This window comes from Mesorhizobium sp. C416B (assembly GCF_030323165.1).
GTDB lineage: Bacteria > Pseudomonadota > Alphaproteobacteria > Rhizobiales > Rhizobiaceae > Mesorhizobium.
The window spans coordinates 210,944-223,569 of sequence record NZ_CP100471.1 but is presented as its reverse complement, the minus strand read 5'-3'; the positions used below and the strand labels follow the sequence as shown (position 1 = coordinate 223,569).

The window sequence follows — 12,626 nt, the reverse complement described above, 5'->3', positions numbered from 1 at the left end:
GTTCGAATGATTAAGAGACTGTTTGCCATATGAGCCGTTCGTGGTCGCCAAGGCCGCGCCGGCGATACTATCCGCCGCCGCCGCGAAGCCTGTGGCGCAAGCTGCTGGATTACGCGCTGACGGTCATTCTGCTCGGCCTGCTGATCCTGCTCGCCGCACGCCTCGACCGTTTCGAGACGCGCAAGGCGCAAGGGGCGGCGATCGTCAACGATGGCGATTCACTCACTCTTGGCACCGAACGTATCCGCATGCGCGGCATCGACGCTCCGGAATACCAGCAGATCTGCCGTAGGGATGGCGCAGACTACGCCTGCGGCAGGCTGGCGCGCCAGGCGCTGGTGCGGCTGATATCAGGCAATCCGGTGACCTGCAGCGGCTGGCAGCGCGACCGCTACGGCCGCCTGCTCGGCGATTGCAAGGCCGGCGGCAAGGATCTCAACCGGGCCCAGGTCGAGGCCGGCTGGGCCATTGCCTATGGCGATTTCGACACCGAGCAGGGCATTGCCCGCGCCGGCAAGGTTGGCATCTGGGCCGGCACGTTCGATGAGCCGCAAGACTGGCGCGAAAGCCACCACGGCGGCCCGCTCGAAAGAAAGCACGGCACGCTGGCTTCGGTCGGTGACGCCTTGCGAGAGATGTTTCGCTTCTGGTGACGAGCACTATAGTTGAAGGACCATATCGGGAGGAAAGCATGAAACTGTTCGATGGCGGCCGCGCCCCCAATCCGCGGCGCGTGCGGGTTTTCCTGGCCGAGAAGGGCATCGCAGTGCCACTGGTGCCGGTCGACATGGGTGCGATGGGGCACAAACAGGAGCCGGTCAGGTCGCGCAACCCGCTGCAGCGGCTGCCGGTGCTCGAGCTCGACGACGGTACCATCCTCACCGAATCCGTCGCCATCTGCCGCTATTTCGAGGAACTGCATCCCGAACCGGCGCTGTTCGGGCAAGGCGCGCTCGGCAAGGCCAAGGTCGAGATGTGGCAAAGGCGCATGGAGTTCAATCTGCTCAGCTGCGTCGCCCAGGCTTTTCGCCACATCCATCCGGCGATGAAGGAATGGGAAATTCCGCAGATCCCCGAATGGGGCGAGGCCAACAAGGCGAAAGCGGTCGAATTCCTGAAACTGCTCGACCCCGAACTGGCAAACCGCGAATTCGCCGCCGGTGACGCCTATTCGATCGCCGATATCACCGGCATGATCGCCATGGATTTCATGAAACCGGCGCGCATCAAAGTGCCGGACGAGTGCACAAACGTGCTGCGCTGGTACAGCGCCGTCTCCAGCCGTCCGAGCGCTTCCGCCTGATGGAGGCGGAACTCGAACGCTTGACGGCAAAGGTCCGCGCCTGCCGCATCTGCGTCGACACTCCGGTCGGCAGGCCACTGCCGCACGAGCCGCGCCCGGTGCTGCTGCCATCATCCAGCGCCCGCATCCTGCTCGCCGGCCAGGCGCCAGGCACAAAGGTGCATTTGTCGGGCATGCCGTTCACCGACGCGTCCGGCGACCGCTTGCGAAGCTGGCTGGGCGTGACAAGCGAGGAATTCTACGACACGGATAAATTCGCCATCGTGCCAATGGGGTTCTGCTTCCCCGGCCAGGACGCCAAGGGCGGCGACCTGCCGCCGCGCCGAGAATGCGCGCTGGCCTGGCGCGCGCCGCTGATGGCGCTGATGCCGCAGATCGACCTCGTTTTGACAATCGGCTCCTACGCGCAATCCTGGCATATGGGCGCCACGCGCCGGCCGTCGCTGACCGAAACCGTGAAGGACTGGCGCACCATCTGGGATGCGCTGGCCAGCCTGAAAGTGCTGCCGCTGCCACACCCGTCATGGCGCAACTCAGGATGGCTGAAGCAGAATCCATGGTTTGAAATGGATTTGCTGCCGTTTCTGAGATCGGAAATCCGCTATCGCATAGATTAGACTTTAAGCAAGATATCACTCGCTTTTGTGCCATCCGGCAGAATTTCTTTCTTGTGAAAGGTCGAAATAAGAGGGAGTATAGCCAATCTATTCCCAAAGCGCGTCACGCCCGAGGGAACGCGGCCTGCACCAGGAGCACCTTAATGGATCGCCTCGACAGAAAAATTCTCCGCCTCCTGCAGGAGGACGCGACGCTCGCGGTTGCCGATGTCGCCAAGAAAGTCGGCCTGTCGACGACGCCGTGCTGGCGCCGCATCCAGAAGCTGGAGGAAGAGGGAGTCATCAAGCGGCGCGTCGCCATCCTCGACCACGAAAAGGTCAATGTGCGCGTCACCGTCTTCGTGTCGATCCGCACCAATTCGCACAGCCATGAATGGCTGCGGCGTTTCTCGGAAGTCATCCAGGAATTTCCCGAAGTGGTCGAATTCTACCGCATGAGCGGCGACGTCGACTATCTCCTGCGCGTCGTGGTGCCCGACATCGCCGCCTATGACGCCTTCTACAAGCGGCTGATAGCCAAGATCGAGATCCGCGACGTGTCGTCGTCCTTCGCCATGGAGCAGATCAAGTACACCACCGAAATGCCGCTCGACTACATGCTGCTGGACAAGGAATCCGGCGCCAACGCGGCCTGAGCGCGGTTGACCATGACTGGGCGTTGACGCTGCACAAGCAGGCGGCGCTTAGTTTTTCTTTTTGTTGAGGAAACTCCAGGGCGAGTTGACCGGCAGCGTGATCGTGTCCGGCACCGTGTCGACTGCCACCACATCGGCTTTGCGTACGGTGTAGCCGGACTGGATGATGTTGACGCCGTCGAGAATGAACAGCTGGCTCTTCTCCAAGCCGGGCCGCAAGGCGCCGGTCACGGCAACCGACTCATAGGCCTGCGACATCTTGTAGGGACGGGCCGGCGTCACCAGCACGATCTGGTTGGGCGGCGGCGTTGGCATGTGGCTGCAAGCGCCTGTCCACGGCACCAGCAGGAACTGGTAGACGAGATCGCCATCACGGTCGACCGGCAATGCATAGCCGGCTAATTGTACTATCTTGTCCTGCAGGTTGAGCGACAATGTCTCGCCACGATCGGGCAGTTTTGCCGCAATCATCGGCAGGCCGGCATCTTCGGCCACCGCCTGCGTCGCAGGACGCAGATCTTTCCAGAAGATGTGCGCGGTTTGGCCTGAGGCGTTGGTAGCGGTGAACACCAACAACGCGGCTGCAAGCGCCAAGGTCGATTTGAGAGGACTGCTCATCGGCCGCTTCCTTTGTGCAGGAGTAAAGACGCCGCGGCCGATCGCGTCAACGCTCGAGCCGCATCACATGTCTGCGAGAGCCGGCCATGCCGACCTCATGGAACCCGCGAGCGATGAACACGCCGCGAAACCCCATGAAACGGTAGCTCGGCGATGCCTCGTCGACCGGGTAGGCCTCGATCACGCCGGCGCCCTTGGCAAAGGCGTGATCTATGGCAGCGTCAAGCAGCGCTGCCGCCAGCCCGCCGCCGCGCAGCGCCCTTGGCACATAGAAGCAGACGATCGACCAGATGCCGGTCTCGTCATCGTCCTGTTGCGACGTCAGCTTCCGATAGGTCTGGCGCGGCGCGACCGACCACCAGCCGACGGTCTTGCCGTCAATCTGGGCCAAGATTCCCACCGGCGTACCGGCCTCGACAAGCGCCATCATGGCCCGTTTCAACTCGGCGTGCTGGACATGCTCGCGGCGGCCGGGCAGGGGCCGCCAGGCCATGCACCAGCAATACTTCGGACCGCCTTGCGCTTCGAAGAGGCCTTCGAAATCGGCGCGCGTCTGCCGCGTCACCTCGGTGAACCGGACGTTGGCTAGGTCAGCCTTTTCTGGCGGCGATCCGCTCGACGATCTTGGCATTGGTGAGTTCCCGTACGGCGTCCTTGCCAATCCAGCGCGCCGTCTTGTCGGCCGACTGGGCCAGTCGTTCGGCCACGGCAAGGGCAGCGCCGTGCATCTCCAACGATCGCTTGCCGATCGAACGAAGCGCCCAGTTTGCCGCCTTCTTCACGAAATTGCGGCTGTCGGCGGCATGCGCTTCGATGATCGGCAGGAAGCCGAGGAAAGTCGCCACCGGCTCCTGCTTCCGGTGCACGACGGACCACGCCATCATGGCAAAGGCCGTGCGTCGAACGAACTCGCGCTCGTCCGCCGCGAACTCTTCAATCAGCTCCTTCCAGGCGTCCGTGTCGACGAAGAGATCGGAGACGCCGTCGACGATATCCCAGGAATCGAAGGACGCGGCCCATTGTCGTGCATCCGCGGCTGAGAAGCGCTTCGGGTCGGCCGTGACGGAAGCGATGAACTGCGCCTCCATGATGCCGGTCTGCCAAAGTTCGAAAGCTCGCTCGTGGTTGCGCTTGATCTTTTTGGCGATCTGCCGCTGCATGCCATGCGAGATGCCGAGCGCGCGCTCGGTCTTGATACCGTAGCGCAACATGCCGCGGCGATTGTCCTCCGAGCCGATCGAGCGCAAATGGGCGACGATCTCATCGGCGCTCGATTGGGGCGAAAGCTCGGCCATTGCGAACGCTTATTTTTCCAGGCGCGCCAGCAAGGACGAGGTGTCCCAGCGCTTGCCGCCCATCGCCTGCACATCCTTGTAGAACTGGTCGACAAGGGCGGTCACCGGCAGTCTCGCGCCATTGCGGTCGGCTTCATCGAGGCAGATGCCGAGATCCTTGCGCATCCAGTCCACGGCAAAGCCGAAATCATATTTACCGGCATTCATCGTCTTGTGGCGGTTCTCCATCTGCCAGGACCCGGCAGCGCCCTTGGAGATGACTTCGATGACCTTCTCGATATCGAGCCCGGCCCTCTTGCCGAAGTGGATGCCTTCGGCCAGTCCCTGCACCAGCCCGGCAATGGTGATCTGATTGATCATCTTGGTGAGTTGGCCGGCGCCCGACGGACCCATCAGCCCGACCATCCGGGCAAAGGCGTCGATGACCGGCCTGGCCCTGTCGAAGGCAGCCTGCTCGCCGCCGACCATCACCGTCAGCACGCCGTTCTCGGCGCCCGCCTGCCCGCCGGAAACCGGCGCGTCGAGGAAGGAAAAGCCGGCCTTTTCAGCGGCGTCGGCCAGTTCGCGCGCCACTTCGGCCGAAGCGGTGGTGTTGTCGATGAAGACGGAGCCTTTTTTCATCGCGGCGAAGGCGCCATCGGCCCCGGTCGTCACCGAGCGCAGATCGTCGTCATTGCCGACGCAGGAGAAGACGAAATCCTGGCCCTCTGCGGCGTCCGCCGGCGTCAAAGCAAGCTTGCCGCCATGCTGGGCCACCCATTGTTCCGCCTTCGCCGCGGTGCGGTTGTAGACGGTGACGTCGTGGCCGCCTTTGTTCCTGAGGTGCCCGGCCATGGGATAGCCCATCACGCCAAGACCGAGAAATGCCACAGATGCCATGGGTTTGCCCTTCAGACGGAACGGAATTGTCTTGGACAGCTCTAGGCTCTACGCGCCATTCGTCAAGACGCGCATGAGCCGATCGACTGGTACAGCCGAACGCTCAGCGGATCAGATGAATGGTGATCCGTCGCTCGATCCATTCGACGCCGTGGCGCAGGATCTCGACCATCACCAGATAGACGATGGCGACCCAGACATAGGCCTGGAAGTCGAAGGACTTGGCGTAGGCCAGCTTCGCGTTGCCCATCAAATCATAGACTGTGATGATGGCAACGATGGCGGAGGCCTTGATCATCAGGACGAGTTCATTGCCGTAGGGCCGGAGCGCGACGATAAACGCCTGCGGCAGGATGACCTTGCGCAGCGTCTGCAATTTGTGCAGGCCGAGCGAAGCAGCGCCCTCCCATTGGCCCCTCGGAACACTTTCTATGGCGCCGCGCAGGATCTCGGCCTGGTAGGCGGCGGTGTTGAGCGCGAAGGCGAACACACCGCAATTGAAGGCGTCGCGGAAGAACCACCACAGTCCGACGGATTCGAGCTGCACCCGGAACGAGCCCAGGCCGTAATAGACGAGATAGACCTGGACCAGCAGCGGCGTGCCGCGGAAGAAGTAGACGTAGCAATAGGCCAGGACGGACAGATAGCGGTTCTTCGACATGCGGGCATAGGTGACGGGCAGCGAAAAAAGCGCGCCGAGCACCATCGAGATGGCCACCAGCGCAAGCGTGGTTCCCAAGCCCTGCAGATAGGCCGGCGCGTATCTGGCGAAGAATTCGCCATTCCAAGCGTAAACCAGATAGACGGCGATGCCGATGCCGAACAGGATCCAGAAGCCGACCAGCGCGTAGCCGACGATACGGGCCCGCGGCCAGCCTCGCGCCCGTGGTGGTGGCTTCTCGATGTCGACGGCGGCGCGCGTCACGACGCTCATCGTGCCTCCCTCCGCCCGAGCGAACGCAGGATGAAGCCGGTGGCGATCGACGACAGGATGGCGAGGATAAGGAACACCATCGCCGCGACGCTGTAGAACAGGAAGGAATGTTTGGTGACACGGGCCGCCACGCCGGCGTTGCGCAGGGTTTCAGCCAGGTTGACGACCGACACCAGGGCCGTGTCCTTGAGCAGGCTCAGCCAGCAATTCTCAAGGCCGGGGAAGGCGATGCGCAGCAGCTGCGGCAGGATCACCTTGCGCATCGTCTGCCATTTCGACAGACCGATCGCATAGCCGCCCTCATACTGGCCCTTCGGAATGGCGCGAAAGGCCGACAGGAAGACTTCGCTGGAATAGGACGAAAAGATCAGCGACAGCACGATCATGCCGGCGAGGAAGCTGTCGACATCGACCGTCGCTTCCGGCCTGAACAGACGGATGACATACTGCAAGAGGATCGGCATGCCGAAGAAGAACAGGAAAAGCGTCACCAGTTCCGGCAGGCCGCGAAACACCGTGGTGTAGATGTTGGCGGCCACGCGGAGCGACGGCTCTTCGGATTGTTTTGCCCAGGCGACGAAAAAGCCGATCGTCAGGCCGATCGGCAGTGTCGCCAGCGCGAGCGCAATGGTGACCAGTGCGCCATAGGCAATATCGTCAATCCAGCCATCGGGTCCCCAAGTGAGAAGTATCCATATGTTCTGGCTTGGCATTGACGGGTCTTGTCTCCACTTCTGTCAGGCCAAGGCGGCAGGAGGAAACTTCCCCTGCCGCCTTGTTTCAGACGTTCAGGACTCGGCGCCGAAGACGTCGAACTTGAAGTACTTGTCGTTGATTTCCTTGTACTTTCCGTTAGCGCGGATTGCGTCGATGGCGCTGTTCAACTTGTTGACCAGATCCGTCTCGCCCTTGCGCACGGCGATGCCGGCGCCCGGTCCAAAGATATCGACCGGCTGCGGCGAGGGCTGGCCGAGAATCTTGCAGCAGGCGCCATCAGGCGAATCCAGGAACTGCTGCAACACGACGATATCGTCCTCGATCGCGTCGAGACGCCCGTTGGCGAGATCGGCCTGCTCTTCGGGGCTGCTCGGATAGCCCTTGACCGTGCTGTCCGTATAGGTTTTCGAGGCGTAATTGAAATGCGTCGTCGTGGTTGCGACGCCGATGGTCTTGCCGGCCAGGTCTTCCTTGGTCACGCCCTTGAGGGTCGAATCCTTGGGTACCGCGATCGCCGACGGCGTGTTGTAGTATTTGTGGGTGAAGTCGACCTTCTCGGCGCGCTCCGGCGTGATCGACATCGAGGCGACGATGGCGTCGAACTTGCCGGCCTGCAGAGCCGGAATGATGCCGTCCCAATCCTGGGCGACGAAGGTGCACTTGACCTTCATCTCGTCGCAGAGCGCCTTGGCGATGTCGATGTCGAAGCCCACGAGCTGGCCGTCCGAGGTCAGGTTGTTGAATGGGGGGTAGGCGCCTTCGGTGCCGATTCTCAGGGTCGTTTCCTGAGCCTGGGCGACGCCGAGCGTCAGCAGCGCAGCCGATGCGGCGAGCGCGATACGCAGTGCAATACGCATGATAGTCCTCTCTTTATGGCTCCCGGCCGTCGTTCCGGAACGGCTCTGTGGGGCGGTGCTTTTGACCGCCCGCTGGCGCGATACTCCCACTGTTTTCGGGAGAAAAGCAACTGTAAAACCGTTGCTTGCGGGATTTGCGGGTCCAGCCAATGCCGACGCCGGGTTAATGCATGTCGCCCAAAAGTGCGCAGCGGTTTTGGGACGACGACATGCATAAATAAAACAACCTGAAGCGCGTCGCATGAGGCCGTTCAGGCGCGACGCGCTTAGACAATGCAACGGCTGAAGAGGGCGGCTGACCCGGGCGAGGGCAGGGGCCTCAAGGTTTGAGGCCGGTCATGCGCTCGATGAAGTCGGCTATCCCTCCCGTGTCGTCGAGATCGAACACAGGCAGGCTTTCGCCGGCAACCGCGAAGTCGGCGGCAATCGCCACGATATGTCCGTCGTTCGCCGACAGCGGCGAGCGGTCCTTGGCCTCCCGCCGCCGGGTCTCGATCTTTTTGTGCGCCTCGCGCTTGTAGCCTTCGACCAGCACGATGTCGCACGGGGCCAACCGCGACAGGACCGTCTCCAGCGTCGGCTCGTCCTCACCGCGCAATTCATGCATCAGCGCCCAGCGTTTGCCCGACACCACCGCGACCTCGGTGGCGCCCGCCTGGCGGTGGCGATAGCTGTCGGCGCCAGGCTTGTCGATGTCGAACTCATGGTGGGCATGTTTGACCGTCGACACTGTCCAGCCGCGCCGGACGAGCTCTGTGACCAGCTTCTCGGTCAGTGTGGTCTTGCCGGAATTCTTCCAGCCGGTGATGCCGAAGATGTTCATGGGCCGATGCTCTGCAACAGACGCTCGGCCACCGCAAGGTCGTGCGGTGTGTTGATGTTGAAGAACGGGTCGATCTCGTCACTGCCGTGGGTCAGCAACGGAAATTCCACTTCGACACAGTCGTGCCGCTCGATGAAGGCGGAGACGCGCCTGTTGTCCTCGTCGATCAGGAAATGGCGCAAGGCCTCACGCAGCCCGAGCGGCCACAGCGCAAAGGTCGGATGCCGCCTGCCGCCGGAACTGGCAACAGCGATGGAGCCTGGTCGCTCGTCAACAGCCGCAGCCAGCCTCTCGACCAGGTCCACCGGCAGGAACGGCGTGTCGCCGGCGGCCGTCGCCAATGCCTTGAAAGCGGTATTCGCTGCCGCCCATTCGAGGCCGGTGAGAATTCCGGCCAGCGGTCCGGCATAGCCTTCCACCGCATCGGCGAGAACCGGAAGACCGGCCGCGGCGAAGCGCGCCGGGTCACTATTGGCGCTGACCGCCAGCGATCCGACCTGCGGCGCCAGGCGGGCAACGACATGGTCGAGAAGCGGACGCTCGCCAAGCGCCAGCAAAGTCTTGTCGCCGCCGCCCATGCGCCGTGACAGGCCTCCGGCCAGGATAATTCCTGCAATGTCTTGGCTCATGGCCAACCTATATGCCGTCCGGCGCCATGTCGGGTCCAGCGCTTTCGGCCGCCGGCTTCTGCCGGCCGACGACCCGTTCGCGATAGAGCGCGTAGAGGCCGGAGCCGATGATGATGGCGGAGCCAACGATCATCGGCAGGTCGGGGACATCGCCGAAGATGATGAGGCCAAGCAGCATCGACCAAAAGAGGGCGGTGTAGCGGAATGGCGCAATGAAGGAGATGTCGCCGGCCCGCATTGCCATGATGATGAACTGGTAGCCGATCAGCACCAGCACCGCCGCCAATGCCAACAGTGCCGTGCCTTTGCCGGACATCGGCGTCCAGCCACCCATCGGCGACAGCAGCACGGCGCCAACGATGGTCATGGCGATTGCCGTTGCCGTCGACACCAGCAAGGTCGGGATAGCCCTCGGGATGCGCTTGGTGGCGAGGTCACGTACTGCGCAACAGGCGACGCTGACGAGTGCGTACAGCGAATAGACGCTGAAGCCTTCGAAGCCTGGCCGCACGATGATCAGCACGCCGCCGAAGCCGACCGCGATCGCCAGCCAGCGCCGCCAGCCGACCGCTTCGCTGAATACGAGTGCCGCCCCCATCGTCACCGCCAGCGGCAGCGCCTGCAGCACCGCGGAGACATTGGCGATCGGCAGATGCGCCAATGCGACAAGGAAGGCGACGGTGGCGCCGGCCTCGGCGACCACGCGAAGCGCCACCAGCGGCTGCAGCATCGAGCCCGGCCGTGCGAGCGCACCTTGCTGCCAGGCGAGCAGACCGACGAGCAGCGACGCAAAGGCGCCGCGCACCAGCATGACCTGCGCCATGTTCATCGATTCCGAGGAGAACTTGGTGATGGCGTCGTTGAGGGTGAAGCCGATCATGGCCACCATCATGCACAGCGCGCCGCGAATGTTTGGGGAAAGAGGCAAGGGCGTTACCGGTTTTGCAAGAGCAATTCCAGAAAAGTGTGAAACGGTTTTCCGTCCGGAATTGCGTGAAAACAAAGAATAAAGCGGTTCGACGTTTCGGCGAAACGGTGAACCGCCCAAGCCTGTAGCAGCCGGCGGCAAGACAGCAACGTCAAAGAAATAGGCCACGGATTTTCACCCGTGGCCCACAAAATCGCTAAGAGGGCTGGCCGGATGACCAGCAGGCTCATTTCGGGGTCAGCACCTCGGTGCCGCTGCCGTTCTTGCCGGCGATGGTCCACAGGCCGTGCAGCGAGCCGTCATCCTCTACCTTGTAGACGACGAGACCGATTTCCTTGCCCATGACATAGCCGGCGGAGAAGGCATCGTCGTTGCGCATGCAGATGCCGTCCGACGATGATCCGCCCGTCTCCCAATGGATGGTGCAGGTGGTCTCGCTGGTCAGCGTGATGGTGGCTTCGCCGCCATATTTCGAGCCGTCGAAATTGGTGCCCGCAACGGTGTAGCTGCCACCGATGGACTGTGCTGCTGCCGGCGCGGCGGCAAACCCAAGCATTGCAAGAGAAAGTAAGAATGTGCGCATGTCGTATTCCCCCAAACCGAGCGACGAGCCGCTATAGGCCGAAATTTAGGGCGGAACGCGATGGCGGTAAATCGGGTTTGCAGCGTCGAGAGCGATTTATTACCAGTGTTGCTCAGCCCCATGCAGGCTGTCGCCGATAGCGCCGACCAGTGGGTCGTACTTGGCCTTGAGCGAGGCGGGATATTCGATCCAGACTGTATGGATTGCATCCTCTTTTTCGAAGACGATTCGGGTATAGAAGATCTTGTCGCCTTTGGTGCTTGAGACCACTGCCCAGTTCTTACCGGTTTTGCTGTAAGTGACCTTTTCCCCAGAGTCAGGGTCGGCTTTTTCCTTTTCAACCAGACTGTCGGGCGTATCTTCCGTCAGCTTGTATCCGCCGTAACAGGACAAGCTCGCACCATCGGGGCTAAGCCATTTTCGACCGTCGCCATTGAGGGACTCAGGCATCGGCTTGCTGAAAATCTGGCTCGGGAACGTGCACACCGTGCCATAGCGCGCATTGATGTAGGTGAACGGCTTTGCGAGCGCCACTGTGGTCGCCAATGATAGGGCCACGACCAGCGCTGACAGCCCGGTTTGGCAAACACGCTGCATGGAAATCCCCCTCGCTTCCAACGGAAGCATTCTGCACCAAATCTCGGAAAAAATCAGCCGCCGGTGACGCTCATATGCCTCGATACCGAAGGGCGGCTGGTGCGGCGGTCGATGATGAAATCATGGCCCTTCGGCTTGCGGCCGATCGCTTCGTCGATGGCAGCAGCGACCAGTTCGTTGCCTTCGGACGCACGCAGCGGGGCGCGCAGGTCGGCGGCATCCTCCTGGCCCAGGCACATATAGAGCGTGCCGGTGCAGGTCAGCCGCACGCGGTTGCAGCTTTCGCAGAAATTATGCGTCATCGGCGTGATGAAGCCCAGCCTGCCGCCGGTCTCTGCGACATGGACGTAGCGGGCCGGACCGCCGGTCTTGTAGGGGATGTCGCTCAGCGTGAACTGGCGCTCGAGCGAAGCGCGCAGCAGCGACAGCGGCAGATACTGATCGGTGCGGTCGGCGTCGATCTCGCCCATCGGCATGGTTTCGATGACGGTCAAGTCCATGCCGCGGCCATGCGCCCAGCGCATCATCTCCGGCAGCTCGACGTCGTTGAAGTCCTTCAGCGCAACGGCGTTGAGCTTCACCTTCAGCCCCGCCGCCTGCGCGGCATCGATGCCTTGCATGACCTTGCCGAGATGGCCCCAGCGGGTGATGGCGTGGAACTTGTCGGCATCGAGCGTGTCGAGCGAGACATTGATGCGCTCGACACCGCAATCGGCAAGCTCGGCGGCAAAGCGCGACAGCTGCGAGCCATTGGTGGTCAGCGTCAACTCTTCCAGCGCGCCGCTCTTCAAGTGCCGCGACAGCTGGCGCACCAGATGCATGATGTTCTTGCGCACCAGCGGCTCGCCGCCGGTGAGGCGCAGTTTGCGCACGCCCTTTTCGATGAAGACGGTGCAGAGCCGGTCGAGTTCCTCGAGCGACAGCAGGTCCTTCTTGGGCAGGAACGCCATGTCCTCGGCCATGCAATAGGTGCAGCGGAAATCGCAGCGGTCGGTGACCGACACGCGCAAGTAGCTGATCGTGCGACCGAAGGGATCGATCATGTCCATGCGTTCAAGCGTTTCCAATGCTGCGAGTGGTGCCGTTATATACGGCTATGTGATACGATCCAACCCGCCATTCAAGATAGCCGCTCTCGATCTTTGGTGACATTCCCCGGCCGACATCCGATGTCGGCCGGGTCCAAATGGCCTTTTCCGCTCGCGCGAAGC

Annotated in this window: 18 protein-coding genes; 5 read left to right on the top strand and 13 right to left on the bottom strand. The window is 62.3% G+C overall.

The features are described 5' to 3' along the window. The first annotated feature begins 29 nt into the window (after window positions 1-29). From NLY43_RS01185 to NLY43_RS01170, 4 genes are all read left to right on the top strand, one after another. Entirely contained in the window at window positions 30-653 is a 624-nt protein-coding gene (locus NLY43_RS01185; RefSeq protein ID WP_023710485.1) for a thermonuclease family protein, read from the top strand. Between the two features lie 38 nt (window positions 654-691). Continuing rightward, window positions 692-1,303 (top strand): glutathione S-transferase, encoded by a 612-nt coding sequence (locus NLY43_RS01180; RefSeq protein WP_023708349.1) that lies wholly within the window; start codon window positions 692-694, stop codon window positions 1,301-1,303. Then, window positions 1,303-1,920 carry a uracil-DNA glycosylase family protein gene (locus NLY43_RS01175; RefSeq protein WP_023710486.1) on the top strand — a complete coding sequence of 206 codons (618 nt, stop codon included), beginning with the start codon at window positions 1,303-1,305 and terminating at the stop codon, window positions 1,918-1,920. Before NLY43_RS01180 ends, NLY43_RS01175 begins: the two co-directional genes overlap by 1 nt. 143 nt (window positions 1,921-2,063) lie before the next feature. After that, a complete protein-coding gene (locus NLY43_RS01170) occupies window positions 2,064-2,555 on the top strand; it encodes an Lrp/AsnC family transcriptional regulator (RefSeq protein WP_023669013.1) in 492 nt (163 codons plus the stop codon). Between the two features lie 48 nt (window positions 2,556-2,603). On the opposite strand, the gene NLY43_RS01165 is transcribed toward NLY43_RS01170, so the two are convergent. From NLY43_RS01165 to NLY43_RS01120, 10 genes are all read right to left on the bottom strand, one after another. Further along, window positions 2,604-3,173: a DUF3299 domain-containing protein gene (locus tag NLY43_RS01165; protein ID WP_023710487.1), complete on the bottom strand. Its 570-nt coding sequence runs from the start codon at window positions 3,171-3,173 to the stop codon at window positions 2,604-2,606. Between the two features lie 46 nt (window positions 3,174-3,219). Further along, window positions 3,220-3,804, bottom strand: a complete 585-nt coding sequence (locus NLY43_RS01160) for a GNAT family N-acetyltransferase (protein ID WP_023710488.1) — start codon at window positions 3,802-3,804, stop codon at window positions 3,220-3,222. Next, entirely contained in the window at window positions 3,764-4,468 is a 705-nt protein-coding gene (locus NLY43_RS01155) for a DNA alkylation repair protein (protein WP_023710489.1), read from the bottom strand. The genes NLY43_RS01160 and NLY43_RS01155 overlap by 41 nt, the downstream gene beginning before the upstream one ends. A 9-nt stretch (window positions 4,469-4,477) precedes the next feature. Continuing rightward, window positions 4,478-5,347 (bottom strand): NAD(P)-dependent oxidoreductase, encoded by an 870-nt coding sequence (locus tag NLY43_RS01150; RefSeq protein WP_023688512.1) that lies wholly within the window; start codon window positions 5,345-5,347, stop codon window positions 4,478-4,480. Window positions 5,348-5,450: 103 nt separating this feature from the next. Then, the gene (locus NLY43_RS01145; protein ID WP_023688511.1) at window positions 5,451-6,281 is read right to left on the bottom strand and encodes an ABC transporter permease; all 831 of its coding nucleotides are present in this window, start codon (window positions 6,279-6,281) and stop codon (window positions 5,451-5,453) included. Then, window positions 6,278-6,994, bottom strand: coding sequence for an ABC transporter permease (locus tag NLY43_RS01140; protein WP_023669007.1), 717 nt, complete (start codon window positions 6,992-6,994; stop codon window positions 6,278-6,280). The genes NLY43_RS01145 and NLY43_RS01140 overlap by 4 nt, the downstream gene beginning before the upstream one ends. A 75-nt stretch (window positions 6,995-7,069) precedes the next feature. Then, window positions 7,070-7,855 carry an ABC transporter substrate-binding protein gene (locus tag NLY43_RS01135; protein ID WP_023688509.1) on the bottom strand — a complete coding sequence of 262 codons (786 nt, stop codon included), beginning with the start codon at window positions 7,853-7,855 and terminating at the stop codon, window positions 7,070-7,072. 319 nt (window positions 7,856-8,174) lie between these two features. After that, complete coding sequence (gene mobB, locus NLY43_RS01130) at window positions 8,175-8,678, bottom strand: molybdopterin-guanine dinucleotide biosynthesis protein B (protein WP_023688508.1); 504 nt, start codon at window positions 8,676-8,678, stop codon at window positions 8,175-8,177. Continuing rightward, window positions 8,675-9,307, bottom strand: coding sequence for a molybdenum cofactor guanylyltransferase MobA (gene mobA / locus NLY43_RS01125; protein ID WP_023710490.1), 633 nt, complete (start codon window positions 9,305-9,307; stop codon window positions 8,675-8,677). The genes mobB and mobA overlap by 4 nt, the downstream gene beginning before the upstream one ends. Before the next feature lie 7 nt (window positions 9,308-9,314). Further along, window positions 9,315-10,235: a DMT family transporter gene (locus NLY43_RS01120; RefSeq protein WP_023710491.1), complete on the bottom strand. Its 921-nt coding sequence runs from the start codon at window positions 10,233-10,235 to the stop codon at window positions 9,315-9,317. Here NLY43_RS01120 and NLY43_RS01115 point away from each other — a divergent pair. Continuing rightward, window positions 10,186-10,317, top strand: a complete 132-nt coding sequence (locus tag NLY43_RS01115; protein ID WP_280800279.1) for a hypothetical protein — start codon at window positions 10,186-10,188, stop codon at window positions 10,315-10,317. The genes NLY43_RS01120 and NLY43_RS01115 overlap by 50 nt on opposite strands. Window positions 10,318-10,461: 144 nt before the next feature. Here the strand turns inward: NLY43_RS01115 and NLY43_RS01110 are convergent, their stop codons facing one another. From NLY43_RS01110 to moaA, 3 genes are all read right to left on the bottom strand, one after another. Continuing rightward, entirely contained in the window at window positions 10,462-10,818 is a 357-nt protein-coding gene (locus tag NLY43_RS01110; protein WP_023669002.1) for a hypothetical protein, read from the bottom strand. A gap of 99 nt (window positions 10,819-10,917) precedes the next feature. Beyond that, window positions 10,918-11,415: a hypothetical protein gene (locus tag NLY43_RS01105; protein WP_023710492.1), complete on the bottom strand. Its 498-nt coding sequence runs from the start codon at window positions 11,413-11,415 to the stop codon at window positions 10,918-10,920. A 53-nt stretch (window positions 11,416-11,468) separates the two neighbouring features. After that, window positions 11,469-12,464, bottom strand: a complete 996-nt coding sequence (moaA, locus tag NLY43_RS01100) for a GTP 3',8-cyclase MoaA (protein ID WP_031193366.1) — start codon at window positions 12,462-12,464, stop codon at window positions 11,469-11,471. Window positions 12,465-12,626: the final 162 nt, after the last annotated feature.